We start from the raw sequence: 26980 nt of genomic DNA, 5'->3' as shown, positions 1-26980 counted from the left end.
CAAATGAGCATGGCGAACAAGGTCCTTCAACTCATCAAAGAAAGTGGCGCAAAATGGGTCGATTTTCGCTTTACTGATACTAAGGGTAAAGAGCAACACGTAACTTACCCAGCTGACACAATTGATGAAGATACATTTGAAGACGGTAAAATGTTTGATGGTTCTTCAATCGCTGGTTGGAAAGGCATTGAAGCTTCTGACATGATCTTACGTCCAGATGCTGAAACAGGTTTTCTTGACCCGTTCTTTGCTGAGCCAACAGTTGTTGTAACTTGTGACGTAATCGAGCCATCTACTGGTCAAGGTTACGAGCGTGACCCACGTTCGATTGCTCGTCGTGCTGAAGAATATTTAAAATCTACTGGTATCGGTGATACTGCATTCTTTGGTCCAGAACCAGAATTCTTCGTTTTTGACGAAGTGAAATGGGACATCGATATGTCTGGCGCTCGCCATACATTAATCGCTGAAGAAGCTGCATGGTCTACAGGTAAAGATTACGAAGCAGGTAACTCTGGTCATCGTCCACGCGTTAAAGGCGGTTATTTCCCAGTTCCTCCAGTTGACTCTCATCAAGACATGCGTGCTGAAATGTGTGCACGTATCGAAGACATCATGGGCCCTGGTCGTGTAGAAGTACATCACCATGAAGTTGCTTCTTGCCAATTAGAAATTGGTGTGAGCTTCAACACTATGGTTCGTAAAGCGGACGAAGTTCAGCAGTTCAAATATGCAGTTTGGAACGTTGCTCATCAATATGGCAAAACAGCGACATTTATGCCTAAGCCAATGGTAGGTGATAACGGTTCTGGTATGCACGTTCATATGTCTATCTCTAAAGATGGCAAGAACTTGTTTGCTGGTGATGAATATGCTGGTTTATCTGAAATGGCATTGTTCTTCATTGGTGGTATCATCAAGCACGCTCGTGCATTGAATGCAATCACGAACCCAGGTACAAACTCTTATAAGCGTTTAGTTCCACACTACGAAGCTCCGATTATGCTTGCTTACTCAGCACGTAACCGTTCTGCTTCTATCCGTATTCCTTACGTTTCTAGCCCTAAAGGCAAGCGTATCGAAGCACGTTTCCCAGATCCATTAATGAACCCATACTTAGGTTTTGCTGCATTGTTAATGGCTGGTCTTGATGGCATCCAGAACAAGATCCATCCAGGTGAAGCTGCTGATAAGAACTTGTATGACCTTCCTCCTGAAGAAGAAGCAAAAATCCCAACAGTTGCTCATAACTTAGAAATGGCAATTGCTGCACTTGAAGCGGATCACGAGTTCTTATTAAAAGGTGGTGTATTCACTAAAGAAATGCTTGATGCATATATCGAACTTAAAACTGAAGATGTACGTCGTCTTAATACGACTACTCACCCAGTTGAATTTGATATGTACTACAGCCTGTAATACATTAGATTCTGAAAAAGCTCGCTTCGGCGAGCTTTTTTTATGTTTTTGATTCAATTGAAAGTCATACGCTTTTTCCAAAGAAATTCATGTAAACTAGTTGCGATGTTTTTAGTGAGCCAAGCATGCGAAATTTACGACCAAACAGAATTAAGGGGCGAGAGATCCCAGCTGAATTAAAAAAATGGTTGTATGCATCTGGTTCTCTCACTCAGCAATTGACTGATTTGGGGGAGGGGGCATTTCATGTCGAGCGACTCAATGAGCATTTTCAACGACTCACCTTTAACGATAGCCAGTGGATGCAAATGCCAGCACACCATATTGCATGGGTACGTGAAACGAATCTATATGGTAATCAGGTGCAGGCTTGGGTGAAAGCAAAAAGTATTTTTCCAATTTTAAGCTTACACAAGAAAGCTCGATTATTTCGGCATATCCGTAATAAGCCAATCGGTTGGTTTTTATTTCAACGAACTAATCCAGCTTGTGAAAGAAGGGTTATTTATCTAGAAGAAGGTTGGACTAGACAAAGTTGTTATACTTGGCATGGTTGTAAATTTATCGTGCAAGAGACTTTTCTCCCAGCATTTGAGCAGTTTATTCAACAGCATTGACTCTAAGGATTCATCATGGAAACAGTGCAACATACGACTTGGCGACAACGTTTAGAAGCCTATTATTATTTATGCCGCTTTGATAAGCCAATCGGTACAGAATTGGTTTTTTGGCCGACTATGTGGGCTTTGTGGATTGCTGCAAAAGGGACACCAGATCTTAAAATATTATTGCTTATGATTTTGGGTGTTATTTTTATGCGTGCAGCAGGCTGTGCGATCAATGATTTTGCTGACCGTAAAGTTGATGCGCATGTTGAACGTACAAAAACACGCCCTTTAGCTACAGGTATAATTCGTGCTCGCGAGGCTGTTTTTGTATTTTTAGCTTTAGTTACTGCAAGTGCTATGTTGCTATTTTTCCTGCCCATCGAAACCTTTTATTGGTCATTTGGTGCATTATTTTTAGCGTTTATTTATCCCTTTATGAAACGCTTTACCAATTTACCACAGGTGTTTTTAGGTGCTGCTTTTTCATGGTCAATCCCGATGGCATATACTGCGGTTGGGCAAACGCCAGATTTAACCTGTTGGCTTTTATATTTCGGTAATTTGGCTTGGACAGTAGCTTATGATACACAATATGCAATTACTGATCGTGAATATGATTTGAAAATTGGTGTGAAATCTACCGCAATTTTATTTGGTAATTACGATATACAGATAATTGGTTTATTACAGTTTATTAGCTTGTTATTAATTGGCTCAGCTTTGTATCTGCAACATATTTTTATACCGTTTGGAATGATTGCATTACTTATTGTTGCAGGGGATTTTGTTTATCAGGCATATAAAACTAAACATCGAGAACCACAGATTTGTTTCTGGGCATTCCGTCACAATCGTTGGGTAGGAATGATAATTTTTCTGGGAATCTTTTTGGAATTAATGTCTTAAAATGACTTGTTGGTTGAAAAGTGTCCTATATGGGGCATTTTTTTGTGCATTAATAAAGCAGCATCTAGTTTCGTGCGCAAGAAACAAAGACAAAAGGATATTTTATGAAACGGTCAAAAATTGCTTTAGCAATGACACTCTCTATTCCAGCATTATTTTTTAACTGCATGTAATGATGATTACACTGGAGTAGATTCGAGTAACCCCCATTTGTATGAAAGCAATTATGCGATTGATACGGTTAATACTGCTGCTTCGATTAAAGTAATGACCTGTAAAATTGCAAATGTTCAAGGGCGAACAGCAACTGCAACAGCGATGGTGCTTTTTCCTAAAGTTGCTAAACCTGTAGATTGTTATCGTATTGTTGTGTGGGAACATGGAACTGTTGGGGTGGGTGATGGTTGGGCACCAAGCAAAAATATGATTAATCCTCGTTGTAGAATCCTTGCTGATACTCTATTGGTGGCTGGTTACGTTGTGATTGCACCTGATTATGAGGGGTTAGGTATCGCAGATTTAGCATATGGTCGTACCGGCGATGATGGTGCATGCTTGAGTTATCTAGCTCCAGATAGCGCTAATGGATTACAGGAGAAATTTAAAGCGGGGATTTTGGCTTTCTTAGTAGACCCTACACATCAAATCACACAGTTTGGTATTGATCTAACTAAGTTTAAAGAAGATGTTGTGGTGCAAAATTTCTTAGCGGCGACTCAGCCTGCAACCAATTCGACTAAAGAAAAAGTAATTAAGACACCTGTCTTACTTATTCAGGGAGAAAAAGATCAAGCGGTATTGCCAGCAGTTACGCAACTGTTGGTTAAGAATATGAAAGAGAATGCTTTAAAATTCTTTCCATAAGCAGCTTATGATGAAAATTATTTATTGGATATCGTACCAAATGCAACGCATACGCAGGCGATCATTTGTAGAAATGCAAAAGCAGTGGAATTTATTCAAAAATATATGTCAGCAGGTACGGGGATTGTGCTGACTGATGATCAAAAAGATGCGGGTCAAAATGCTCAGTCTACAGGTAAATTTTAAGCTTTTATTTAGATCATAACTTTCAAAAAAGAGTCTCTTCATAGCGGCTCTTTTTTGTTATATTGTTACATTAAGATGAGTTGTGTTATTGGAATCTGGATCATTTATGAGTCAACAATCTACTGAAAAGAAGCCGATACCTTGGTTATTAATGAGTCTGGGGCTTCTGATCCCGATCTTTATTGTAGGAATGGCTTTTCTAGCTGCAAAAAGTGATGCGCAAACCAAGAAAAAATACGATCAACAACATGCAGAAATTGCAAAGAAATTTGAAAAACAGAAAAATGCTGAATCAGCAATTCAGTCTGAATAATCCTTAATTAGAAAATTTGATTTATCGAATGTCCATCTGTAATTGTTTTACAGATGGAATTTGAGTGTAGCGATGCACTTTATACCCTGCCTCTAAAAGCATTTGATCGCGTTTTTTGTCTTCTAATTCTTTTCCAATATGACTTGGATCATCAAGTTCGATGATTGCCAATACATTCATTTCTTGGTCTAAAATCACGAAATCAGTCACTTTGCGATTGAATTGACTACGAATTTTATAATGATCGCTGGTAATTAAAGCACTGAAAGCGACTTGTGTAAGGATATGATTGTTAGGGAATGCCTGTTTTAGCCTCGTGAACATCTTTGATTCAAATGTGGTAATAACAGGGCGAGCAAAAAACTTCTGCTGTGGTAGAAAAGAACGTAGACAACTAATTAAAAGTAATACTGTGCTAATCAAGCCAATAAGCAAAAAGATAATCTGATTAGATGCAAACATATTTATTATCAATACATGAATAAAAAACCCACTCAATAAGAGTGGGTTTTTAGAATTTTGGCTCTCCCACCTGGGCTCGAACCAGGGACCTGCGGATTAACAGTCCGTCGCTCTACCGACTGAGCTATGGGAGAATCTGGATAGGCATTCTATGCATGAATAGGAGTATGGTCAAGAGCTGAATAACAAAAAATTTAAATATTGATTTGATTGTACTTTTTATCAGCATTTTTATAAATTTAATGGATAGGATACTTTGTTTTTAGTAGGAGCTAGAGGGAATTTCGGTCAATAAAAAAGCCCATATCATATTGGATATAGGCTTCTTTGAATTTGGCTCTCCCACCTGGGCTCGAACCAGGGACCTGCGGATTAACAGTCCGTCGCTCTACCGACTGAGCTATGGGAGAATCTGAATGCCATTATAGGCAGCTTTTAAAATCGGTCAAGCTAAAAGTGTCATGTTTCTTTCATTTTTTCACTGTATGCTTTTTATTTGCACAATTGGGGCGAAATCGGAAAAATAACTTGAACTTTGATCAAGCTGTTGTTAGATTCGAAACAGAAAAGTGTTTAGATTTTTATCTAGACCGTGTGGATTTAACCCAACTTGCCAGCACTAAAATGGCTAAATCGGAGGTCAAAATGACTATTCTTAGCATTCAATCTATTTTTTCAAATTTATCTTTTTATCAAGATCATTATCTTGAAATCATTGAAGATCCTCAGCAGTATTACACATCAGTTGAAAACTGTTTTTTAAATACATTTCCATTTAAGCAACAAGTTTTATTTCTAGGTGATTTATTGCAACTTTGGTTTGGTGATAAATGGAAAATCCAAAACGCTAAAAATTTATTGACGCAGAAAAATGTATTAACGGTGAATGAGCATTTCCCTTTGTACTTATTTCAGCTCGGTGGTGAGCTTATTTTGGGTGCAAATACTGCATTGGCTTGGTCAGTTGCAGAAAATAAAATTGTAGCTGTACAAGTGAAGAGTATTTGGCAATATGCTGTTTTCAGTCACTTATGCTCACGACCAAAAAACTTTCATGAAAATAAAGCGATTGCATGAAGTCATAGTAAGCATAAATCTACAGCATAAAATTAAAGGGCGTATATGTATGTCACTGTATAATTTTTAATATTATCGCCCTTATTTTTGTATCAATCTAAATTAAGCTGATGTATGTCAAGTAAAAGCAAATAAACTATTTTGAAGTATCTTATGAATATAAGATCGTGTTGCAGAAATTATTAAATTCAATGTTTTTATTTTCTTCTAAAATTAATTGATAACAATTTTGAATAAAAGGTTCATTTATAATGAAAGGACAATGTGTTTGTGGTGAAACCACATTTGAAGTTGAATTAAGCAATCATGACGTACATGCTTGTCATTGCTCAATTTGTCGTCGACAGACCAGTGGTGTGATTATGACGATTGATGTGAAACAGGGCAGCTTAAAATTTTTAAAACAAGACCATCTCTCTATCTATAATTCATCGGCTTGGGGCGAGCGTGGGTTCTGTAATGCTTGTGGCACAAATTTATTTTGGCGGACTAAAGATCAGAATTATTGCAATATTAATGTTTTTGCATTGAATGAGTCACCCCAAGATTTGAATTTTGATTTGGAAATCTATATTGATAGTAAGCCTGAGTTTTACGCATTTCAAAATGCAACGAAAAAGATGACTGAAGCTGATGTAGTTGCTTTATTTAATGCAGAAGCAAAAGAATAAATTTTTAGCTGATTCATAAAGAAAAAAAAGAAGCTTCATTAAGAAGCTTCTTTTTATCGCAACTCAGATTATTGAGCGGCTTTTTCTGCTGCAATCGAAGCAATTGCGGCATCTACACCATCAATTGAGTCTGCTGCTTTTTTAATACGCGCTAAAGCATCAACTAATACATCATCAGCAGTTGCATAAGAAATACGCATAAAACCACCTAAACCAAAAGCATCACCGGGTACAACAGCTACACCAGTTTCTTCAAGCAACCATTCAGAGAATTCTGTGCAAGATTTTAAACCTTTGGCACGAATCAATGGACGGATGTTTGCATAGGCATAGAATGCGCCATCAGCAGGTAAGCAAGAGATACCGTTGATTTCGTTTAAACCATTTACAACTAAGTCATGACGGCGTTTAAACGCTTCAATCATTGGTTTTAATACATCTTGCGGACCGTTCAATGCCGCTTCTGCTGCAACTTGAGAAATTGAAGTTGGGTTAGATGTCGATTGAGATTGAATGTTTTTCATCGCACCAATGAGTTTTGCGGGACCAGCAGCGTAACCAATACGCCAACCTGTCATTGCATACGCCTTTGATACGCCGTTAAGAACAATTGTACGATCATATAAGTCAGGTGCAATTGTTGCGATGTTATAGAACTCATCTTCCCAACGAATTGGTTCGTACATGTCGTCAGAAGCAATTAATACTTGTGGATGACGACGAAGTACCTCAGCCAAAGCTTCTAATTCAGCTTTAGTATAAATCATACCTGTTGGGTTAGAAGGGCTGTTTAATACAAGTAAACGTGTATTTGGTGTAATAGCAGCTTCCAATTGTTCTGGTGTGATTTTGAAGCGTTGTTCTTCACCACATTTCACAATAACAGGCGTACCTTCAGCAATAATTACCATATCTGGATAGCTTACCCAGAATGGTGCAGGAATGATTACTTCATCACCCTTGTTTAACAAAGCAAGTGCCAAGTTAAAGAAACTTTGTTTACCACCACAAGATACTAAAATCTGGTTGGGTTGGTAGTCTAAGTTATTATCACGTTTTAATTTTGCGATAATTGCTTTTTTTAAGCTCGGAGTACCGTCTACAGCTGTGTATTTTGTAAAGCCTTTATTAATCGCTTCAATTGCAGCATCTTTGATATGTTGAGGGGTATCAAAGTCTGGTTCGCCTGCACCTAAACCAATCACGTTTTTACCAGCAGCTTTAAGCTCAGCGGCTTTGTTGGTTACTGCAAGTGTAGGGGACGGTTTGATAGCATTGACACGATCAGAGAGACGTACGTCCACGGCATTATTCCTTCTTATGGGATTAGAAAATAAAAAAGCAGCTCATTTTAGCTTAAATCGATTTATTTGTGGCTGAAACTTACCTTGATTGAATAAAAAGTTACCAAATTATAGGTTTAGATCGTACAGTACTTTTTTACATATTTTATTTTTAGCAAAATAATAAAAATCTATTACAATAGGCGCTAGAAATTTAAATTTCGAGAGAATTTCAATGACTGCGCAACAACCTAAAGCCAAGAAAGCTTTAGTCAAATTACCTTTCCCTATGCCATCTACTCAGGATGATTGTGAGGATGCTACGCATAATCAGGTGCGACCAAAACCTGAGCAATATGCAGATCGTACTTGGATGCCACCGCGTGGTACACGTCGTTCGATGGGGAAACGATAGTTTTTGATGGAGCATACTTTCGCAGTAGCTTCCTAAAAGATGAGTCGATAAAAAAGCCAATGACATGTTTATATAAACGTATCATTGGCTTTTTTTTATTTGATTAATTTTTATTTATTACCAATCTTAAACGCTGCTAAAAATGCGGTTGGTTTATTGGCATCAAACACAACTCCATCTAAACGACTGGTTTGTGGTGGTTTTATGAATGTTGCTGTTGCAAGGTTTGGAAATTGTTCTTTTTTCATTTTGCCTTCAGCGATTAAACTATTTGCAGCCTTTGTGTAGATGTCTGGGCGATAGGCTTTTTGAGCGGTTTCAAGGTACCAATTATTCGGTTTAGTCTCCGCAATTTGTCCCCAACGGCGCATTTGAGTTAACCACCAAATTGCATCTGAATAGTAAGGAATACCGTACTGTCCTGTAAAGAAGGTATTAAATGATTTTAAAGGACGAATATCTCCTTTTTCGTATTCAAAAACGCCTGTCATGCTATGTAAAATCACATCTTCATCAACACCAATATAATTGGGTTGAGAAATTATCCTAGCGGCTTCTTTGCGGTTAATACGATCATTTTCATCTAACCAACTTGATGCACGAATGAGTGCTTTTACAACTTTTACTGTGGTATTTGGATTTTGTTCTGCAAACGATGCTGTAACTCCAAATACTTTATCAGCACCATTATCCCATAACACATCAGATGTAATGACAGGAACACCAAAGCCTTTTTTCACTGCTTTTTGATTCCATGGTTCACCGACTGAGTATCCTAAGGTTGTTCCTGTTACCATTTTTGCCATCATTTCTGGTGGTGGTACAACGGAAAGGGTTACGTCAGCACCGATATTACCACTCAAATCATTTTTATTTGGATCATACATACCTGGATTGATACCGCCAGCGGCTAACCAATAGCGCAACATATAATTGTGTGTGCCTGTTGGAAAAGTCATACCTAAATTAAAAGACTTATGTTTTTGTTTGTATTGATTCACAATCGGTTTAAGCGCCGATGCACTAATCGGATGCTGCGGTTTACCGTCTTCTACAGGAATATTATTTTTCATTTCCGACCATATCGCATTTGAAACGGTGATCCCTGCGCCATTGTAAGACATGGTAAATGGCGTGATAATTTCTGTACCGCTTGGTGTTGCAGTCATGGACGCAAGTGGCATCGCAGCAAGCATTTGCGCGCCGTCTAATTCACCTTTTTGTACACGTGTATATAATAGCTTCCAGTTGGGTTGTACTTCGAGTTGGACTGATAGCCCTTCGTCTTTAAAAAAACCTTTCTCAACAGCAACGGCTAAAGGTGCCATATCTGTTAGTTTAACAAAACCAATTTTTAGCGCCGTTTTTTCTGTGGTTGATTGAGCTGCGTTACTATCAGGGGATGGATGGCAGCCAGTGACTAATAAAAGAAGGCTCGCCATATAAGATATGATGAATGCCTTATTAAAAAATACTTTTCTCATTTAATTCCCCGTCAATAATAAACATCAATAGATACAGAGCAAAAAACATACCATTATTGTTATTTTATGTAAGTTATTGAGATTGCTTTAATTTTATACACTTGTATGGATTTTGGTGTTTGCGACTTTTATGATGATTTTTTATTTTTTTTATTAAATATCAATATTTTATAATTTATTTTTTGTAGATTTGGGATGTTGTAACCAAATTGTAATTATGGGAAGAATCAAGTTTTATGCTTGAAAGATAAAACCTGATTCATCATCGAGTGAGTTAATGTTTTTTAAAGGTGCGGTGAAGAGGATGCTTAATAATGCTTTTGCCCTGCCATAAAGCAATAAAGTCTTGCTCATCGAAATCATAAAGTTCCATTAATGCAATAATTGCACTAATAAAGATCATTGGACCTTCAGAATTGTCATGAAAATCAAATATTTTGCCATTCAATTTGGCCAATATATCGTTAATTTCATGTTCACGACCTCTTCCATAACGATCACGCGGATAAAGTTCTTCATTAAGTACTATTAACGCGATAGCTTTTTCTGAAGGGCTTAGTTTTGTTTGTTCTAAAGCTTCTTCAAAAGATTCATACCCATGATTAAAATAAAAAATGACTTCATCGCAAATAAAACTATGCACCATTTTGGCAGTCAGATCTGGAAATTGCGAAACAGCATCATCTTCGATGTAAGGTCGAAAAGATTCTGGAAAAATCACATTCGAATGAATTCCTTTGAATAAAGGGGCAATTTCAGAAACTTTATAACCCGCAATGCCACAACCGAGTGCCGTTAAAAAATATTTCATCTTTGGATGATTTTTAGCGTAGACCTTAAAATCATCGACATAGTGCTCAATTTGGGAAAGTGGCATTTGCTGGATATGTTCATTTAATGTTGGAATAGCAAAACTTTGCCCAGCCCAACCACGTCCGACACCGTTAACTGCTGCGAAATGTTGTGCCGCGACACGTGCGGCGCCACTATCATGTATTCCAGCTAAATTACTACCAAAAACAAATACGGTATCTTCAGGAAGTTCAGTGACAATAGTTTCATCGTGATATTGATAAGACATATTTTTTATCATTCAAATGTATATTGATCTCATGTTGCAGCCGATTGAATAAGGGGTCAATAGTGCTTTAGACTTTTCTTATCGTTATTTCTTGATGCTGCTTTTATTCTTCTTGATGGTGCACGCGATTTTATTGCAGATGTAACTTAAAAGGATAGAGAGTGCATTGAAACAAGTTTTAGCTATGAGTTTGTAAATCAGAGCATTAAATCAAAAGAGATCTGATTTCGACCATTGGTTTTTGCTTGATAGAGTAAATCATCTGCACGTTGTAATGCGTATTCAATATCATGCATATTATGAATATGAGTTAGACCATAACTTGCTGTCATTTTAATTTGATAATTCGTAAAAGTTGTTTGTTCTAGCAATCTCTTATAATGTTCGATGCGCATCAGGGCAGCAGCAGCATCCTCTGCGATGAATAAACAAATAAACTCTTCACCACCAAAACGCGCGATAAGATCTTCGGCTTGTTTATCTTTCAGCATCATTTGGCTGACACCATGTAAAATCTGATCGCCAATATAATGTCCCCAAGTATCATTAATACTTTTAAAATGATCCAGATCTAGACTTACGAGAAAATATGATTGTGAGGTAAATGACAAGGATGCACTTCTTTCAAAGAAACCACGACGATTCAATAAGTGGGTGAGTGGGTCGTGCAAACGGTCATTATTGAGGTGATGAATGACATCTTTAATCGCACAGCCACTTAGTACAATTGCAAATAAAATATTCAAGATAATATTGATTGACATACCTAGTAACCACCATGAAGACGAAGTCAACGTGACATGGTTATGATCGATATGTTCTAGAAATAGAAAATTGATTATGGCTCTGATGAATGAGTAAAGCACATTAATAAAATAAAAAATCAGCACCCAACGATCAAATGATTGGCTTTTGGGTAGTTGATGGAAAAGTGCAGGAATAACGAGTAATCCAACACTACCTAGTGCTAAATTAAGAATAATCAGGCGAAACCAAATTTGCGGTTCAATATATGAATAGTAGGTTAATGCTAAAACCGCAAAAAAAATAATCCAAAAAGCTAGCTTATGTTGGAATACTGTATTTAGTTTTAAACTAATTGCATATGCGCCAAGCCAACTACCTAGCAAGTAAAGAATAGCAGTAAAAGGTGCAGCAAGTGTGAGTTGCGGATTGGACATTAGGCATTGCGCAAACAATGCAATAGAGGGAATGGTATATGCCAATCCAATCCATAATAAAAAAATATCAGCCTTAAAAAAAAGACGGCAGCAAGTAAATGCCAAACCAATAAAAAACAGGCAACTGGGGACAATTAATATAAAATATTGCGCATTGAGTGAATTCACAGCAATTTTTCTAAATTCTTGATATTTTTGAAAGGTGTAGATTAATGTGCTTTTATATATGAATTCAACACACTTAATCGAAAATATCAAAATAATTGAGTAAAAACTCTAGCTTGCTCATATTTTTTTATTCATTGGTAAATAATTTATATGTATTTACGATTGGCATAATATTTTATAGTGAAATACATAAAAGTGATTGTAAATTGAGTCAATTGCCTCCATCAATAAGGCATCGATTGAAAAGGGTATTCTTGTGAGCGAAAACCAACCTTTTGAGTTAGTCACCAATTATCAACCTGCTGGTGATCAACCACAAGCGATTAAGAAGTTAGTTAATGGCATTGAGCATGGTCTTCGTAATCAGTTACTACTTGGAGTGACGGGTTCTGGTAAAACCTATACGATGGCGAATGTGATTGCACAAACACAGCGTCCAACGATTGTCATGGCGCATAACAAAACGCTTGCTGCACAGCTTTATGGTGAGTTCAAAGCTTTTTTTCCGAATAATGCGGTTGAATATTTCGTCAGTTATTACGATTACTATCAACCAGAAGCCTATGTGCCGTCATCCGATACCTTTATCGAAAAAGACTCAGCAATCAACGACCACATTGACCAAATGCGTCTTTCTGCAACGCGTGCTTTATTAGAGCGTCGTGATGCCATTATTGTCGCTTCAGTTTCTGCGATTTATGGTTTGGGTGATCCGAATGCCTATATGCAAATGCTGTTGCATATTGTGCAAGGCGATCGCGTTAGCCGTGATGAGATCATTCGCCGTTTGGTGGAAATGCAATATACCCGTAATGAATTGGAGTTCTTGCGTGGTACTTATCGTATTCGTGGAGAAATCATTGATATTTTCCCTGCCGAGTCTGATAAAGATGCGATTCGAGTGGAGTTATTTGATGATGAGGTTGATTCGATTCGCTGGTTTGACCCATTGACAGGAAAACTGGTGCGTAAAGTACCACGTGTGACGATTTATCCGAAAAGTCATTATGTTACGCCAAAAGATCATTTAACTCGTGCGATTGATACCATTAAAGATGAATTAAAAGATCAGCTTAAATTTTTCAAGGATCATGACAAATTACTGGAAGCACAACGTATCGAACAGCGTACCCGTTATGATTTAGAGATGATGCAACAGTTGGGTTATACCAATGGGATTGAAAACTACTCTCGCCATCTTTCAGGCCGCACAGCAGGCGAAGCGCCGCCTACTTTATTTGATTATATCCCTGAAGATGCCTTGTTGATCATTGATGAATCGCATGTGACGGTTCCTCAAATTGGTGCGATGTATAAAGGTGACCGTTCACGTAAAGAAAACTTAGTGAATTATGGTTTCCGCTTACCCAGTGCTTTGGATAACCGTCCAATGAAATTTGAAGAGTGGGAGCGAATTGTTCCGACCACGGTTTTTGTGAGTGCAACGCCTGCACATTATGAACTGGAAAAGTCAGAGCAAATCGTTGAGCAGGTGGTTCGTCCAACAGGCTTGATTGATCCTGAAATTGAAGTACGTCCAGTGCTTACACAAGTCGATGATGTACTTTCTGAAATTAATATTCGTAAACAATTAAATGAACGTGTCCTTGTGACAACTTTGACTAAACGTATGGCAGAAGATTTAACCTCATACCTGAAAGAATATGGCGTTAAAGTGGCTTATCTGCACTCTGATATTGATACTGTTGAGCGCGTCAAAATTATTCACGAATTACGTACTGGTGTGCATGATGTTCTGGTGGGGATTAACCTACTGCGGGAAGGTCTAGATATGCCAGAAGTATCTTTGGTTGCAATCTTAGATGCGGATAAAGAAGGTTTCTTGCGTTCAGAACGTTCATTGATTCAAACCATTGGTCGTGCAGCACGTAATGTCAAAGGTAAAGCGATTTTGTATGCTGACCGTATTACAGATTCAATGCGTAAAGCGATGGATGAAACAGATCGTCGTCGTAATAAACAAATTGAATTTAATGAATTACATGGTATTACCCCACGTAGTGCTGTGCGTCAAGCAATTAAAGAAATCGATACAGGTGAAGTGCTCAGTGATGATGAAATTGATGAAAAAGTGTTAGAGCAAGCGCAGAGTATCAGTGCCGACGAACAGCATCTTTTATCGGATCCAAAACTGTTTGCAAAGCATATTACCAAGCTTGAAAAAGAGATGTTAAAAGCTTCAAAAGAGCTTCAGTTTGAGCAGGCAGCAAGATTGCGAGATGAGATTGTTCGTCTCAAAGTCCATATGTTGCAATCCTAATCTAGCAGAAAAATCCTCAGGAGGGATACATATCGCAACAATCTTTGTTTATAAAATAGGCTATGTTGAAAAGCTAAATATATGACTATTGATAACAAATTTCTGTTTTGAGGATTTCCCATGCCGCTGATTAAGAATTTCCCTAAAGCGAGTTGGCGTTTAACAAAAATTGCAATTGGTGGAGTAGTCTTAACTGGACTGGCTGTAGGAACGATTGCTTATGCACAATCAAAGTCTTTACCTACAGTTGAAAAAGTAGAGCTCGATAAATATTTAGGTGTTTGGTATGAAGTTGCTCGTAAGCCAATGTTCTTTGAGCGTAAATGCGCTTATAACGTGACAGCAACTTATACGTTAAACGAAAATGGCAATATTGTTGTTGATAACAAATGTTATGACAGTGAAGGTAATTTACAACGCAGTTTAGGTGAGGCGTTTGTTGCGAATGCGCCTTTTAACACCAAATTAAGAGTGAGCTTTTTACCTGAAGGCGTGCGTTGGATTCCTGTTGCACGCGGAGATTACTGGGTTTTAAAGCTTGATGAAGATTATCAAACAGTATTGGTTGGAGAACCGAGCCGTAAATATTTATGGGTGCTTTCTAGAACGCCTAATCCTAAGAAAGAAACAGTTCATGAATATTTAAATTATGCTAAATCATTAGGCTATGATATCCGTGATGTGATTTACCCTGAACATCGTTAAATCAGTTATACTTGTTGGAAACCATGCATGCATGGTTTTTTTATTTTTATATAGTGGATAATTCACGTTTTTAAGATACGTCCCAAATGCTTCTGAGGTCAAAATGTTAAAAGGCATCGCTTATTCAGTTTTGGCTTCTGTTACCTTTGGGATTCTGTATTTTTACACTCAATTACTGGGTGCATTAGATAGTGAACAAACTTTTGGGTGGCGAATTATTGCCACAATTCCATTTTTGACTTTATTTATGTGGTTTAGTGGTGACTTGACTCATATCAAAACCATATTTAATCGAATCATAGCAAAGCCTAGTTTATTAGTGTTTCTAATGATCACTTCCGTACTGACCTCAGCACAATTATGGTTGTTTTTATGGGGACCTATGCATGGTCGTGGGTTACAAGTCTCTTTGGGGTATTTCCTGTTGCCTTTAGTTCTTGTGCTTGCTGGAAGCTTTTTATATGGAGAAAAGCTTTCCAAGTTTCAGTATCTCGCCGTATTTCTGGCAGTATTTGGTGTTGGACATGAGATTTGGCGTTTAGGGACAATCGCATGGGAGACGGCTTTTGTCGCTTTAGGCTATGCAGCTTATTTCATTCTTCGTAAAAAAATTCAAACGGACCACTTAGGTGGTTTTTGGTGGGATTTATTCCTGATCCTACCAATTGCGATTTTCTTCACTCAAACTGGGGATACACCGTATTTAAAGTTTGTAGAGCATCCTAGTTTGGGGGTTGTCGTTCTAGGTTTAGGTTTGTTGAGTGCGATTGGCCTAGGAAGTTATATTTTAGCGAGTCGCTATTTGCCGCTGATTATTTTTGGCTTATTGGGCTATTTAGAACCCGTTTTATTGGCATTGGCCGCATTGGTGCTTGGTGAAAAAATTGGTGAGGGTGAATGGTTGACCTATATTCCTATTTGGTTGGCCGTATTGGTGTTGGTGATAGAAGGTGCATTACACCTCTTAAAACAAAGACAACGAAAACAACAGTTGGAGTTGAATATCAAACAATATTCCAAACGTTTAGGCGATGATGAAGAGATTGGGCGCTGAATAAACCAGTTAAACTGGTTTTTCTTGCTTTAATTTTGAATATAAATAATAGCTTAAGTTTATGAGTAAAAACATTAAGATACGACCATATTCTTTAGGTAGGCAACCAACTTCACCATTACAATTGAAGAATGGCTCTCCAAGCCAAGAAATAGGGAAATAGACGATATTTGTCAGAACTAGTCCGATCACTCCAATAAAACCCATCGATACTTCGCAAGCAAGGGGGATACTGATGAGTAATAACCATAATTTAAAATTCATTTTAGCTGTTTATGTGTTGTAGATAATTAGAGATTATTATAAATACTTTATTCTTTTTATTTCATGTTTTTACATTAGTTTATACGATTTTTCTCGTTAAATGATTTGTCATGTATTACTTCCGTTTTTGCTTATTTTTAGCATACTGTTTGAATCAAACAACGATAGCGTTAAGTTATCAGTAAAACTGTTATTAAAGTTAAACAAACAGCATGTATTTAGATGATTGCAAAAGGGTTTCCCTAAAATCACAAAAATAATTATAGGTATTTTATGAATTTATAGTCAATTAGGACAAAATCTTAGCCCAATTAACAGCTTTTGATTCAATCTTGATGATAATTCCATTACAATTATGGCGTTTTAAAAATTCACGCCCAGTATAGATATTAAATTTGAGGACGTAACTGTGAGCAAAGACACTATCGTTGCCCTACACGCAGAACATCAAGGTCGTTGGAAAAACCGTGAAGAAATCGCGGAACGCATGATTGCTTTGATTGGTCAATTATACCGTGAGAAAAATATTGTTGTTTCTGTTTACGGTCGTTCTTTAATAAACCGTTCAGTGATTCAAATTTTAAAATCACATCGCCGTACACGTATGCTTGATGTAGAACTTTCAGTTGTTCATACCTTCCCAATTTTGGAAGCATTAATGAAAATTGAAAACATTGGTTCTGCTGAAGTTGATATCGGTAAACTTGCTGTTGAATATAAAAACCAAGGTGGTGATGTAGACGCTTTTGTTGCAAAAGCAGTTGAATCAATTGAAGGTAAAGCTAAAGCAGAACAGCCTAAAGATGTCGTTCTTTACGGTTTTGGTCGTATCGGTCGTATCTTAGCGCGCTTAATCATCAGCCAATCTGGTTTAGGTCGTGGTTTAAGCCTTAAAGCGATTGTAGTTCGTAAATCATCTGACGGTGACTTGGCGAAACGTGCTTCATTATTACGCCGTGACTCTATCCACGGTACTTTTGACGGTACGATTTCTGTTGATGAAGAAAATGAAGCAATCATTGCAAATGGTCAATTCATTAAAGTGATCTATGCTTCAAGCCCAAGCGAAGTGGATTACACAGCTTACGGTATTGAAAATGCGCTTCTTATCGACAATACAGGTAAATGGCGTGATGCTGAAGGTTTAAGCCAACACTTGAAATGTGCAGGTATTGCACGTGTAGTCTTGACTGCACCAAGTAAAGGCGAGATGAAGAACGTTGTATACGGCGTAAACAATACAGATATCCTAGATGAAGACAAAATCATCTCTGCTGCAAGCTGTACTACAAACGCAATTACACCTGTATTAAAAGTTTTAGACGACAAATACAAAGTATTAAATGGTCATGTTGAAACAGTTCACTCATTCACAAACGACCAAAACTTAATTGATAACTATCACAAAGCTGATCGCCGTGGTCGTGCTGCGACATTGAACATGGTTATCACTGAAACTGGTGCTGCAAAAGCGGTTGCGAAAGCATTACCAGGTCTTAAAGGTAAGTTAACAGGTAACTCTGTACGTGTTCCTACACCAAACGTTTCACTTGCGATCTTGAACTTAAATTTAGAGAAAGAAGTTGATCGTGAAGAAGTGAATGAATACATTCGTCAAATCTCGATTAATTCTAGCCTACAAGGTCAAATTGGTTATACAAACTCGACTGAAGTTGTATCAAGTGACTTTATTGGTTCACGCACTGCAGGTGTGTTTGATGCGCAAGCAACAATCACTTCTGGTACACGTTTAACAGCGTATGTTTGGTACGATAACGAAGTGGGTTATAGCTGCCAAGTATTGCGTATCGCTGAACAAATGTGTGGCGTAAGCTATACAAAAATTCCAGCTGAAACAAATGCATAATTTGTGAAAGTTGAAAAAAGGAGCTGATTTAAAGCTCCTTTTTTTATGCTTAGGTATATCTAAAATATTGTATTTTAATTTACCGTATGTTTAATTATGTTTCTAACAAATAAATGTGCTTCATAATGAAAAAATATATATTTACTATTTTAGCAATAAGCTTTGCCATGCATGTACAGGCAAATCCTCAAACTTTTGATTTAACGCCAGTTTTACAAGATCGTTATGAAAAAGATTGTGCAGTGCGTCCTGATTATGACTTATATAAATTTCCTGATATTTCTAAAAAACTGCAAGCCTATGTGGTCAGTCATGAACTGGAAGAAGAGCCCGCTGTAGTCAGTAATGTATTTACATTGAAGAATGTGGAATATCGGGGTGTACCCGTTACTAAGATAGAGTTCTCGTATGGGAATCTAGCTAAACAAATGAATCAAGCTTTATATTTCGATCTTTCAACCGCAAAAGCGAAACAGAGCTTTAGTAAAATTCAATTTAAGCGTAAGCAAACTAAAGCAGATGTAAGTTTAGACATTACCAAAGAGGGGAATATGACATCTGTATATTGCTCTTGGACAGATCAAAAAAACTAGATACCAACTTTGGGAATATTTAAAACACGAATATTCCTTATTAATCTTAATCGTACAAAATAAGGGCTGAACAACATACATAAATGAATGAAAATAACTGCATAGGAAAATAGTTCGATAGGGATATGTCATTGTTGCAGTTGAAGCGTTTATTTGCAGTTTTTGCTCTTATTGTTGTCGCAAACTTATGTGGTGTATATATTGCCATGTGGGTATTTAAACATTTTAATATTTATATTCCATTGAAAAATCAAGATGTCGCAATTGATTTACAGGAACCCCTACAAGTAAGCGTAAAGGTTAAAGATGCTTTAAATGTCGATGTAAATGGGCGCGTTGATGCAAAAATTCCAATTGATGAGCAACTCAATGTTCCTTTAACTCAAACACTCACTCCCCGAGTTTATTTCGATAACTTAGTTCCAATTAGTACGACTATTCCTGTAAAAGAAACCATTAAAGTAAATCAAAGTTTACCGATCGACACCAAGGTTCAAGTCAAGATTTTGGGTCAGGATGTCACTTTACCGTTAAAAGGTTCAATTCCATTAAATTTAGATGTTCCAATTGATATTCAAGTACCATTACAACAGAAAGTACATTTAAAATTCGATGCACCTGTTCGCACTGTTTTGAAAGAAAACTTAAATATTCCTTTGAAAGCTCAGCTAAATGCCAATATTCCAATTCAAGGAAAATTAAATGTCCCGATTACATCGGAACTTAATGCTTCTGTAGATGTAAAAAATACGTTGCCAGTAAAAATCGCGAAGGGAGAGCTGAAAATTCCTTTATCATCAATGCGTTTAAATCGGATTGAAGACCAGTACGCAGGAGTACCTAATACACAGCAACCTATTAAAGGTGAATGATGCTGATGATGAAATCTATTAAGAGTGTATTGATTAGCTTTGTCATACTCACGACTTTGGTTGCAATCTTGTTTTGGTTTTATCTTAATATCCAAGCATCTCTGATTGTTTCTGCTCAGCAAACTGATATTCGTTTGCCAGCATCGCTTGCCACTAAAATTCAAGTCGGTGAACATTTACGTGTCCGATCCGAAGGGATGTTAAAAACTGCTGTTGCTATTGATCGAAATTTACAACTGCCTTTAAAAGGTAAATATTTGGCTGACTTAAGTTTTGAAGTAGAAACACCGATTACCGTGAACATCAATTATGAAACGATGTTAAAAGTTGATGAAGTGATGCCTGTTCAGACCACGACGGATTTAATTTATCAGAGCAAATTATTGCCAAAATTTCCCCTAAATCTAGATGTGCCTGTGAAATTGGATATTCCCTTTCAACTTAAACGTAGTTATACCATTCCTGTAAAAATAGTATTTAATGGACCTGTTCACTTTGCATTTGATGAATCCGTAAATTTGCCGATTAAACATGAGTTTAAAACGAATTTTTATATGAATGATGCAATTAATATGAGCAATATTTCATCTTTTAATGCGCTTATGTTTAATTCGGTTCAACAGACCAAAGCAAATTTAGATATGCAAATGGATTTGCCATTAAAGAATGTGCATCCTTAATTTTTGAGATATTTGAACTATATCTTGAGTGATTGGTTAAATTCTAAATTTCATATTACGAGGTGTAATATTTACTAAATACTGAATTTCTTCAACATTTGCACAGAATTCATTTGTTGTTTAATAAAATTCATGCAGAGCTGAGTAAATCTATTCGAGAAATTTATTAAAATGTGGCAAAATAGTCCGCTTTTAAGAATTTAGAGGATTGGCACATGCGCTTTGTTGATGAAGCAGTCATAACCGTAGAGGCTGGCGACGGTGGCAATGGCGTAGCCAGTTTTCGCCGTGAAAAATTTGTCCCTTTTGGTGGCCCAGATGGTGGAGATGGGGGACGTGGCGGAAGTGTTTATATTCAAGCCGATGATGACACAGGTACGCTCGTAGATTATCGTTATACGCGTCGATTCCGTGCTGAACGTGGTAAAAATGGTCGTGGGGCGAACTGTTCAGGCCGTGGTGGTGAAGACGTTATTTTAAAAGTACCTGTGGGTACAACCATTGTCGATACTGAATCAGGTGACATTATTGGTGACTTAGTTGCCGATGGTCAACGTGTCAAAGTTGCCAATGGTGGTGATGGTGGTTTAGGTAACACACACTTTAAATCTTCAACGAATCGTTCTCCACGTAAATGCACGCATGGTATCAAAGGTGAATACCGCGAAGTACGTTTAGAGTTGAAAGTACTTGCAGATGTTGGTTTGTTGGGTATGCCAAATGCAGGTAAATCAACGTTTATTCGTGCAGTCAGTGCGGCAAAACCAAAAGTTGCGGATTATCCATTTACCACTATGATTCCTAATCTTGGTGTGGTTGATGCAGACCGTCATCGTTCATTCGTCATGGCTGATATTCCAGGTCTAATTGAAGGTGCAGCAGAAGGTGCGGGTCTTGGGATTCGTTTCCTTAAGCATTTGGCACGTACTCGTATCCTGTTGCATATTGTTGATGTTCAACCGATTGATGGTTCAGATCCAGCACATAACGCCAAAGCAATTTTGGGTGAGTTGGTGAAATTCTCGCCAACTTTGGCAAAGCTCCCTGTGGTTCTTGTCTTGAACAAACTTGACCAACTTCCTGAAGAATCAAGAGAAGAGTGGTGTCAGCATATTCTTGATGAATTGCAATGGAAAGGTCCTGTATTTAAAACTTCTGGTTTGATGTCAGAAGGGACGAAAGAAGTTGTTTATTACTTGATGGATCAGATCGAGCAACAGCGTGAGCGTGAAGTTGAAGATCCTGAATATGCAGCAGAAATGAAAGCATTCCGTGAGCAGCTTGAGGCTGAGACACGTGAACAAACCATCGCAGCAAAAGAAGCTTATCGTGCTATGCGTAAGGCTCAGCGTGAAGCTGGCTTAGAAGACGATGAAGATGATTTTGATGACGATGAGGATGAAGGCGGCGTAGAAAGCATTTACGTTCGTGATTAGTGAACCGAGGAAAAAATGATAGAAGTGGTCGATGGGCAACGTCAGCTCAATGCGTGTAAACGAATCGTTGTTAAAATCGGATCATCTTTACTGACTGCAAATGGGCAAGGTTTAGATTTAAATGCAATTTCGCATTGGGCGAAACAAATTGCAGATCTACACAATGCTGGACATGAGATTATTCTGGTGTCTTCAGGTGCAGTTGCAGAAGGGATGGTACGCATGAAACTTGCGAGTCGACCCACTGATTTACCCAGTTTGCAAGCTTGTGCTGCTATTGGCCAAATGGGTTTAATCCATACGTGGTCAAGCGTATTGGATCAACATGGGATTCAAACAGCACAAGTCTTACTCACGCATGACGATCTTGCCGATCGCCGTCGTTACCTCAACTCTTGTGATGCTTTGCAGAACTTGATCGATTGGCGTGTGATTCCTGTTATTAATGAAAATGATACAGTATCTACCGATGAGATTCGTTTTGGTGATAATGACACTTTAGCTGCAATGGTAGCGGGTCAAGTACAAGCAGAATTGTTGATCATTTTAACGGATCAACAAGGTATGTTCGATTCTGATCCGCGTAGTAATCCAAATGCCAAGTTATTTTCTTCAGTTCGTGCATTAGACGATACTTTATTTGAAATGGCGGGTGGTGGTGGTGTTTTAGGTCGCGGTGGCATGGTGACTAAAGTTCGTGCAGCACGTCTTGCGGCGAAGTCTGGTTGTCCTACTTTAATTGCTAGTGGTGAAAGTGACCATGTGTTGGCTCGTTTAATGGCGGGTGAGATGCTTGGAACATTATTTACAACTGATAATGACCGTGTGACCGCTCATCAACAATGGCTTGCAGCTCATTTGCAAACAGCAGGTCGTTTAGTGATAGATGATGGTGCTGTTGAAGCAATTAAACTGAAGCATCGTAGTTTATTGCCTGTTGGTGTGAAAGCCATTGAAGGTCATTTTGATCGCGGTGATGTCGTTGAATGTGTTGATAAGAATGGTGCTCGTATTGCTGTTGGTCGTGTGAATTTTAGTTCTCGTTCAGCAGAAATGGTGAAAGGTTTACCTTCTGAGAAAGTCTACCAAGTGTTAGGTGAGGCACGTTCTTTAGAAATGATTCATCGAGACCACATGGCAATTTACTAAATACAAATATAAAAACAGCTCGCTTAGGCGAGCTTTTTTACGTTCGTTCTATATTGGGACTAACTCTTAGGGCATCAAATTTTAATTCTGGAAGTGATTTATTTTCTCCCATCATGTACGGGTGGTCAGCCAATGACAACATATCCAGATCTTCTTCGCTATTTCCATAAGCATAGATATATTGATAGTCCTCTAAATTGTATTGTTGCAAAATCCGTAATTTTTTCTGTTCACGGCTACAATCTTGAGAGCGATAACGACCCGTTAAAGTACCATTCTTAATTTCTGTTTGGGTGCAAATCAACTCAATATTAAGCAATTCACATATTGGTGCTAAATATAAATCGACTGATGCAGAAACAAGAACAATATGATCACCACGCTGTTGATGGAGATAAAGCTGCTTCAGTAAAGCTGGATCTAATTGTTTTATTAATTTTTGCGCATATTCATAAACCAAATTTTCTACAAATGTGGCGGAGATACCTTCAAACATCGTTTGAAATAATCGAGGTCTCATCGCATGTGCAGGATATAAGCGTAAATAATAGGCTTGAATCCAAGGTAATATGGTTAAGCCTTTTTTTACAATGTGACGCTTTGATAGGGTAAAGAAAATAAACCCCGTAAAACTATCTTTAGGATAGAGCGTGCCATCAAAGTCAAATAAAGCAAGATTTATAGTTTTATGCGTTTGGCTCTTTGCATGCATGTCTCATATCGTCCATTTACACGGCTTGCAAACCAGTTTGTATTGTAATCACGACTCAGTTTTGGTCCTGAAATAACGACTTGTGGCATGGTTGCATAAATTGGTTCTTTTTTGGTTTTATTTTGATATAGCTTTTGTACAGCTAAATAAGTTTGAGTATCTTCAAATTTTTTCTCTTTCTCTTTTTTCAAATCATCACGAATTTGGCGTGGTGTCACTAAAATATTATTTTGAGCAAAAACAGCGATGAGCTCTTTTTCACTTTGGCTTTGGGTTGATTTCACATCGCCATCTTTATTGTAAAGTAATAGATCACCATCGAGACTGATTTCAGTCTTGGTGAGCGCATTTAACATGCTTTGAAACGCTGCATTTCGACTTGAGTAAACACCAGAATTGTAGTCTGCAAAGCGATAGATTGCTTTGTCATAATCAGCAGGATATTCCATTAAGCGATGAATACCATAATATAATCCACCATATTGGGTATACAGATCATTGCGTAGCTCAGCAATGCTACCACTTTGGCGTTTATGTTCTTTGGCGTAATTAATATGAACTTGCATTGAACCCAATGTTGTAATTGGATTCATTTTTTCCCCGATATCTTGTCCAACGAGTTTCGCTGCACCCGTTAATGCACTGACATGATAATGTTTTGACATGTAGTCGAAAATCTCACGGTAGAGCAAATCCAGCTCACGTTCCGTTCTGACTTTACGCATTTGACTCATATAATTATTTTCAGGAGACGGTTGATTCTTGAGTACATCCTCAAAATAGCCTGCGACTGTTCCACCTATCGTTTCGCCCAACTTTGCTTCAAATTTTTCTTTGAGTCGGGTATTAATCTCTTGTACTGCTTTTTCCCCAAGTCCAGGTACGGCAGGGTCAGCAACAAAATTTGATTCCTGATCAACAACTGCAACAATACTGCACACATTCTGCTTTGTTTTAGGAATATCGAGTTGTTGCATGATATCAAAGATATCTTTTGCCCACGATTGACGATCGTTTACACGGGGAGGAATGACCTTTTTAATCTGTTCTGCTTCCATTTCTGGTTCTTTACCATTAGACCACCATGCTTTATCTCCACAAGCTGATAAACTGAGACATGCAGTAATGATGCTAACAATTTTTAATAAAGGACGAGTAGGGAATGATTTATTCATAATCAGAACAACACCACATAATAAAGATGAGTCAAATGGGCGAATGAAGTATACTATGTTGCTCAGAATTTGTAAGAATATATATGTATATTGGTTCATATCAACTGTCAAATAATTTGATTGTTGCGCCTATGGCAGGTGTAACGGATAGACCCTTTAGGACACTGTGTAAATACTTTGGTGCAGGTCATGCCGTCAGTGAAATGATGACGGCTGATAAAACCCTGCGTATGAGTAAGAAAAGTTTATATCGGGCAAATTTTGATGGCGAACTTGCGCCAATTTCAGCACAAATCGCGGGTTCTGACCCAGAGCAACTCGCGGAAGCTGCTCGTTATCAAGTCGCTAACGGCGCGCAAATTGTTGATATTAATATGGGTTGCCCAGCCAAAAAAGTCTGTAATAAACTTGCAGGCTCCGCTTTGTTACAAGATGAGGACTTGGTTGCTCGTATTTTAGATACCGTGGTGGCTGCGGTTGATGTGCCTGTGACTTTAAAAACTCGATTGGGTTTTTTAAATGGACATGAAAATATTTTGCGTGTGGCAAAACGTGCTGAAGAATCAGGAATTGCAGCTTTAGCCTTACATGGTCGTACGCGTGAAGATATGTATTTGAATACAGCACGGTATGAGCTGATCAAACAGGTCAAAGAATTGATTGATATTCCATTGATTGCCAATGGTGATATTGATAGCCCTGAGAAAGCCAAATATGTTTTAGATTATACAGGTGCAGACGCGATTATGATTGGGCGTGCAGCACAGGGACGACCTTGGATCTTTAGAGAAATAGCACATTACTTAAAAACAGGTGAACACTTGGCAGCGCCTGATATTGCTGAAGTGAAAACTGTGCTGTTAGGACATTTGGCTGAACTTTATCAATTCTATGGTGAATACTCAGGTTGTCGTATTGCACGCAAGCATATTGCTTGGTACACCAAAGGTTTACGTTCGAGTAATGAATTTCGCCAAAATATGTATAAAGTGGAAAATACTGCTGATCAGGCAAAAGTTGTAGAGGCATATTTTGATCAATTGCTTGATCTAGGGCAGCGTATGAGTGATGTGCAAGTTGAACAAGTTAATTTACTAGACATTAAATAGTGATGTGATTTTTATTCGTTTAAAAGCCTGTAATAATGGGTTTCATTACAGGCTTTTAATTATTCCAAATGTGCAGTGATTTTTTGCAGAATTTGAAAGATCACATCAAATTCACTTTGTAGAGGAGTGCTTTTACGAGTGACTAAAGCCAATGTGCGACTCGGGGCATCTTCAATTGATTTTACTGCAATCTCTTCATTGAAATGAATCATGCTGTTTTTCAAGGCAATTTCAGGTAGCAGTGTAAAGCCAAGATCTGACGACACCATTTCCACTAAAGTTGGAAGTGAGCTTGCCTTCAAACGATGATCATTTTTGCGCTCACCCACAGGGCAGGCACTTAAGGTGTGATCTCGTAAACAATGACCTTCTTCGAGTAGCATCAGACGAGATAAATCTAAGTCATCCAACGAGTTTGCATTTGCGGTGTTATTGTCATCTTTATTATAAACAACGAATAAATTTTCTTTTGCAATTTCTGCAACTTTTAAGCCACGCGTATCGAAAGGGAGCGCCAGAACAATCATATCTAAATTGCCATGTTCTAACTTTTCTACGATTTTCTCACTTTGAGCTTCGTGTAAATGAAGCTGAATCTTCGGCAGTTGTCGATGCACTTCATCAAGTAGTTGAGTCAAAATAAATGGTGCAATCGTAGGAATAATACCGAGATGTAAATCACCTGTTAATGGTTCACTCATTTCTCTACTTAGGCGCATTAAATCTTGTGCATCAGCAAGTAATACTCGTGCACGTGCAACGACTTGTTCACCTAAAGGGGTTAAACGAACGTTTTGACGATCACGCTCAACTAGGACGCCACCTAAGAGGCGCTCTAGTTCCATGATACCACCCGACAAAGTAGACTGAGTGACAAATGAACGGCGCGCAGCTTCAGTAAAATGTAAAGTTTCTGACAACGTAACTAAATACGATAGCTGTCTTAATGAGGGTAATGCAGCCAT

General features: G+C 37.9%; 25 protein-coding genes, 2 tRNA genes and 1 pseudogene. 18 read left to right on the top strand and 10 right to left on the bottom strand.

Annotation, left to right across the window (positions count from 1 at the left end; translation table 11 throughout):
• The first annotated feature begins 3 nt into the window (after window positions 1-3).
• From glnA to O1450_RS10480, 5 genes and pseudogenes are all read left to right on the top strand, one after another.
• On the top strand, window positions 4-1419 hold the full coding sequence (glnA, locus tag O1450_RS10500) for a type I glutamate--ammonia ligase (protein WP_171062418.1): 1416 nt from the start codon (window positions 4-6) through the stop codon (window positions 1417-1419).
• Between the two features lie 125 nt (window positions 1420-1544).
• Entirely contained in the window at window positions 1545-2036 is a 492-nt protein-coding gene (locus tag O1450_RS10495) for a chorismate--pyruvate lyase family protein (protein ID WP_269228362.1), read from the top strand.
• Window positions 2037-2051: 15 nt separating this feature from the next.
• Window positions 2052-2933: a 4-hydroxybenzoate octaprenyltransferase gene (gene ubiA / locus O1450_RS10490; protein WP_269228361.1), complete on the top strand. Its 882-nt coding sequence runs from the start codon at window positions 2052-2054 to the stop codon at window positions 2931-2933.
• A gap of 104 nt (window positions 2934-3037) precedes the next feature.
• Window positions 3038-3983: pseudogene (locus O1450_RS10485) on the top strand (alpha/beta hydrolase family protein).
• 106 nt (window positions 3984-4089) lie between these two features.
• Window positions 4090-4296, top strand: a complete 207-nt coding sequence (locus O1450_RS10480; protein WP_269228360.1) for a hypothetical protein — start codon at window positions 4090-4092, stop codon at window positions 4294-4296.
• Window positions 4297-4317: 21 nt separating this feature from the next.
• Here the strand turns inward: O1450_RS10480 and O1450_RS10475 are convergent, their stop codons facing one another.
• From O1450_RS10475 to O1450_RS10465, 3 genes are all read right to left on the bottom strand, one after another.
• A complete protein-coding gene (locus tag O1450_RS10475) occupies window positions 4318-4758 on the bottom strand; it encodes a DUF2726 domain-containing protein (RefSeq protein ID WP_269228359.1) in 441 nt (146 codons plus the stop codon).
• 58 nt (window positions 4759-4816) lie between these two features.
• A tRNA-Asn gene (locus O1450_RS10470) sits at window positions 4817-4892 on the bottom strand.
• A 200-nt stretch (window positions 4893-5092) separates the two neighbouring features.
• Window positions 5093-5168 (bottom strand) — tRNA-Asn (locus O1450_RS10465).
• Window positions 5169-5403: 235 nt separating this feature from the next.
• On the opposite strand from O1450_RS10465, the gene O1450_RS10460 reads away from it, so the two are divergent.
• Both O1450_RS10460 and O1450_RS10455 read left to right on the top strand, forming a co-directional pair.
• Window positions 5404-5835, top strand: coding sequence for a hypothetical protein (locus tag O1450_RS10460; protein WP_269228358.1), 432 nt, complete (start codon window positions 5404-5406; stop codon window positions 5833-5835).
• Window positions 5836-6086: 251 nt separating this feature from the next.
• The gene (locus O1450_RS10455; protein WP_269228357.1) at window positions 6087-6506 is read left to right on the top strand and encodes a GFA family protein; all 420 of its coding nucleotides are present in this window, start codon (window positions 6087-6089) and stop codon (window positions 6504-6506) included.
• A gap of 68 nt (window positions 6507-6574) precedes the next feature.
• Here O1450_RS10455 and O1450_RS10450 read toward each other — a convergent pair whose 3' ends face one another.
• On the bottom strand, window positions 6575-7810 hold the full coding sequence (locus tag O1450_RS10450; protein ID WP_005157664.1) for a pyridoxal phosphate-dependent aminotransferase: 1236 nt from the start codon (window positions 7808-7810) through the stop codon (window positions 6575-6577).
• Between the two features lie 214 nt (window positions 7811-8024).
• Here O1450_RS10450 and O1450_RS10445 point away from each other — a divergent pair, with 214 nt between their 5' ends.
• Window positions 8025-8204: a hypothetical protein gene (locus O1450_RS10445; protein ID WP_004663092.1), complete on the top strand. Its 180-nt coding sequence runs from the start codon at window positions 8025-8027 to the stop codon at window positions 8202-8204.
• Between the two features lie 110 nt (window positions 8205-8314).
• Here the strand turns inward: O1450_RS10445 and O1450_RS10440 are convergent, their stop codons facing one another.
• The 3 genes from O1450_RS10440 to O1450_RS10430 form a co-directional block, all read right to left on the bottom strand.
• Complete coding sequence (locus tag O1450_RS10440; RefSeq protein WP_269228356.1) at window positions 8315-9688, bottom strand: CmpA/NrtA family ABC transporter substrate-binding protein; 1374 nt, start codon at window positions 9686-9688, stop codon at window positions 8315-8317.
• A 274-nt stretch (window positions 9689-9962) separates the two neighbouring features.
• Window positions 9963-10769, bottom strand: coding sequence for an A1S_2505 family phage non-structural protein (locus tag O1450_RS10435; protein WP_269228355.1), 807 nt, complete (start codon window positions 10767-10769; stop codon window positions 9963-9965).
• Between the two features lie 197 nt (window positions 10770-10966).
• Window positions 10967-12118, bottom strand: coding sequence for a GGDEF domain-containing protein (locus tag O1450_RS10430; protein WP_269228354.1), 1152 nt, complete (start codon window positions 12116-12118; stop codon window positions 10967-10969).
• Window positions 12119-12374: 256 nt separating this feature from the next.
• Here O1450_RS10430 and uvrB point away from each other — a divergent pair, with 256 nt between their 5' ends.
• From uvrB to proB, 9 genes are all read left to right on the top strand, one after another.
• Window positions 12375-14399, top strand: a complete 2025-nt coding sequence (uvrB, locus tag O1450_RS10425; protein WP_269228353.1) for an excinuclease ABC subunit UvrB — start codon at window positions 12375-12377, stop codon at window positions 14397-14399.
• Between the two features lie 120 nt (window positions 14400-14519).
• Entirely contained in the window at window positions 14520-15104 is a 585-nt protein-coding gene (locus O1450_RS10420) for a lipocalin family protein (protein WP_269228352.1), read from the top strand.
• Between the two features lie 103 nt (window positions 15105-15207).
• Window positions 15208-16158 carry an EamA family transporter RarD gene (gene rarD / locus O1450_RS10415; RefSeq protein WP_269228351.1) on the top strand — a complete coding sequence of 317 codons (951 nt, stop codon included), beginning with the start codon at window positions 15208-15210 and terminating at the stop codon, window positions 16156-16158.
• A 673-nt stretch (window positions 16159-16831) separates the two neighbouring features.
• Complete coding sequence (locus O1450_RS10410; protein ID WP_269228350.1) at window positions 16832-18289, top strand: glyceraldehyde-3-phosphate dehydrogenase; 1458 nt, start codon at window positions 16832-16834, stop codon at window positions 18287-18289.
• Window positions 18290-18414: 125 nt separating this feature from the next.
• A complete protein-coding gene (locus O1450_RS10405) occupies window positions 18415-18882 on the top strand; it encodes a hypothetical protein (RefSeq protein WP_269228349.1) in 468 nt (155 codons plus the stop codon).
• A gap of 131 nt (window positions 18883-19013) precedes the next feature.
• The gene (locus O1450_RS10400; protein ID WP_269230462.1) at window positions 19014-19754 is read left to right on the top strand and encodes an MFS transporter; all 741 of its coding nucleotides are present in this window, start codon (window positions 19014-19016) and stop codon (window positions 19752-19754) included.
• Window positions 19754-20434: a hypothetical protein gene (locus tag O1450_RS10395; protein WP_269228348.1), complete on the top strand. Its 681-nt coding sequence runs from the start codon at window positions 19754-19756 to the stop codon at window positions 20432-20434. Before O1450_RS10400 ends, O1450_RS10395 begins: the two co-directional genes overlap by 1 nt.
• A 215-nt stretch (window positions 20435-20649) precedes the next feature.
• Window positions 20650-21870, top strand: coding sequence for an Obg family GTPase CgtA (gene cgtA / locus O1450_RS10390; RefSeq protein ID WP_269228347.1), 1221 nt, complete (start codon window positions 20650-20652; stop codon window positions 21868-21870).
• A gap of 15 nt (window positions 21871-21885) precedes the next feature.
• Window positions 21886-23019 (top strand): glutamate 5-kinase, encoded by a 1134-nt coding sequence (proB, locus tag O1450_RS10385; RefSeq protein WP_004663068.1) that lies wholly within the window; start codon window positions 21886-21888, stop codon window positions 23017-23019.
• 37 nt (window positions 23020-23056) lie between these two features.
• Here proB and O1450_RS10380 read toward each other — a convergent pair whose 3' ends face one another.
• Window positions 23057-23731 (bottom strand): HAD-IB family hydrolase, encoded by a 675-nt coding sequence (locus O1450_RS10380; protein WP_269228346.1) that lies wholly within the window; start codon window positions 23729-23731, stop codon window positions 23057-23059.
• The gene (locus tag O1450_RS10375) at window positions 23698-24906 is read right to left on the bottom strand and encodes a DUF1615 domain-containing protein (RefSeq protein ID WP_269228345.1); all 1209 of its coding nucleotides are present in this window, start codon (window positions 24904-24906) and stop codon (window positions 23698-23700) included. The genes O1450_RS10380 and O1450_RS10375 overlap by 34 nt, the downstream gene beginning before the upstream one ends.
• A gap of 83 nt (window positions 24907-24989) precedes the next feature.
• On the opposite strand from O1450_RS10375, the gene dusB reads away from it, so the two are divergent.
• Window positions 24990-26015, top strand: a complete 1026-nt coding sequence (gene dusB, locus O1450_RS10370; RefSeq protein ID WP_269228344.1) for a tRNA dihydrouridine synthase DusB — start codon at window positions 24990-24992, stop codon at window positions 26013-26015.
• Window positions 26016-26074: 59 nt separating this feature from the next.
• Here dusB and oxyR read toward each other — a convergent pair whose 3' ends face one another.
• On the bottom strand, window positions 26075-26980 hold the full coding sequence (gene oxyR, locus O1450_RS10365) for a LysR family transcriptional regulator OxyR (protein ID WP_004663062.1): 906 nt from the start codon (window positions 26978-26980) through the stop codon (window positions 26075-26077).

Source organism: Acinetobacter sp. TR11, assembly GCF_027105035.1.
GTDB lineage: Bacteria > Pseudomonadota > Gammaproteobacteria > Pseudomonadales > Moraxellaceae > Acinetobacter.
The sequence above is the reverse complement of the archived record's forward strand: the minus strand, read 5'-3'. Positions and strand labels throughout refer to the sequence as shown.

Excerpts from the sequence above, each read along its gene's own strand:
- O1450_RS10380 (WP_269228346.1), bottom strand. The coding sequence starts at position 23,731 with ATGCATGCAAAGAGCCAAACGCATAAAACTATAAATCTTGCTTTATTT.
- oxyR (WP_004663062.1), bottom strand. The coding sequence starts at position 26,980 with ATGGCTGCATTACCCTCATTAAGACAGCTATCGTATTTAGTTACGTTG.
- ubiA (WP_269228361.1), top strand. The coding sequence starts at position 2,052 with ATGGAAACAGTGCAACATACGACTTGGCGACAACGTTTAGAAGCCTAT.
- O1450_RS10460 (WP_269228358.1), top strand. The coding sequence starts at position 5,404 with ATGACTATTCTTAGCATTCAATCTATTTTTTCAAATTTATCTTTTTAT.
- O1450_RS10445 (WP_004663092.1), top strand. The coding sequence starts at position 8,025 with ATGACTGCGCAACAACCTAAAGCCAAGAAAGCTTTAGTCAAATTACCT.
- O1450_RS10475 (WP_269228359.1), bottom strand. The coding sequence starts at position 4,758 with ATGTTTGCATCTAATCAGATTATCTTTTTGCTTATTGGCTTGATTAGC.
- O1450_RS10480 (WP_269228360.1), top strand. The coding sequence starts at position 4,090 with ATGAGTCAACAATCTACTGAAAAGAAGCCGATACCTTGGTTATTAATG.
- O1450_RS10435 (WP_269228355.1), bottom strand. The coding sequence starts at position 10,769 with ATGTCTTATCAATATCACGATGAAACTATTGTCACTGAACTTCCTGAA.
- O1450_RS10375 (WP_269228345.1), bottom strand. The coding sequence starts at position 24,906 with ATGAATAAATCATTCCCTACTCGTCCTTTATTAAAAATTGTTAGCATC.
- cgtA (WP_269228347.1), top strand. The coding sequence starts at position 20,650 with ATGCGCTTTGTTGATGAAGCAGTCATAACCGTAGAGGCTGGCGACGGT.
- O1450_RS10395 (WP_269228348.1), top strand. The coding sequence starts at position 19,754 with ATGCTGATGATGAAATCTATTAAGAGTGTATTGATTAGCTTTGTCATA.
- glnA (WP_171062418.1), top strand. The coding sequence starts at position 4 with ATGAGCATGGCGAACAAGGTCCTTCAACTCATCAAAGAAAGTGGCGCA.
- rarD (WP_269228351.1), top strand. The coding sequence starts at position 15,208 with ATGTTAAAAGGCATCGCTTATTCAGTTTTGGCTTCTGTTACCTTTGGG.
- dusB (WP_269228344.1), top strand. The coding sequence starts at position 24,990 with ATGTATATTGGTTCATATCAACTGTCAAATAATTTGATTGTTGCGCCT.
- O1450_RS10455 (WP_269228357.1), top strand. The coding sequence starts at position 6,087 with ATGAAAGGACAATGTGTTTGTGGTGAAACCACATTTGAAGTTGAATTA.
- O1450_RS10405 (WP_269228349.1), top strand. The coding sequence starts at position 18,415 with ATGAAAAAATATATATTTACTATTTTAGCAATAAGCTTTGCCATGCAT.
- O1450_RS10420 (WP_269228352.1), top strand. The coding sequence starts at position 14,520 with ATGCCGCTGATTAAGAATTTCCCTAAAGCGAGTTGGCGTTTAACAAAA.
- proB (WP_004663068.1), top strand. The coding sequence starts at position 21,886 with ATGATAGAAGTGGTCGATGGGCAACGTCAGCTCAATGCGTGTAAACGA.
- O1450_RS10440 (WP_269228356.1), bottom strand. The coding sequence starts at position 9,688 with ATGAGAAAAGTATTTTTTAATAAGGCATTCATCATATCTTATATGGCG.
- O1450_RS10495 (WP_269228362.1), top strand. The coding sequence starts at position 1,545 with ATGCGAAATTTACGACCAAACAGAATTAAGGGGCGAGAGATCCCAGCT.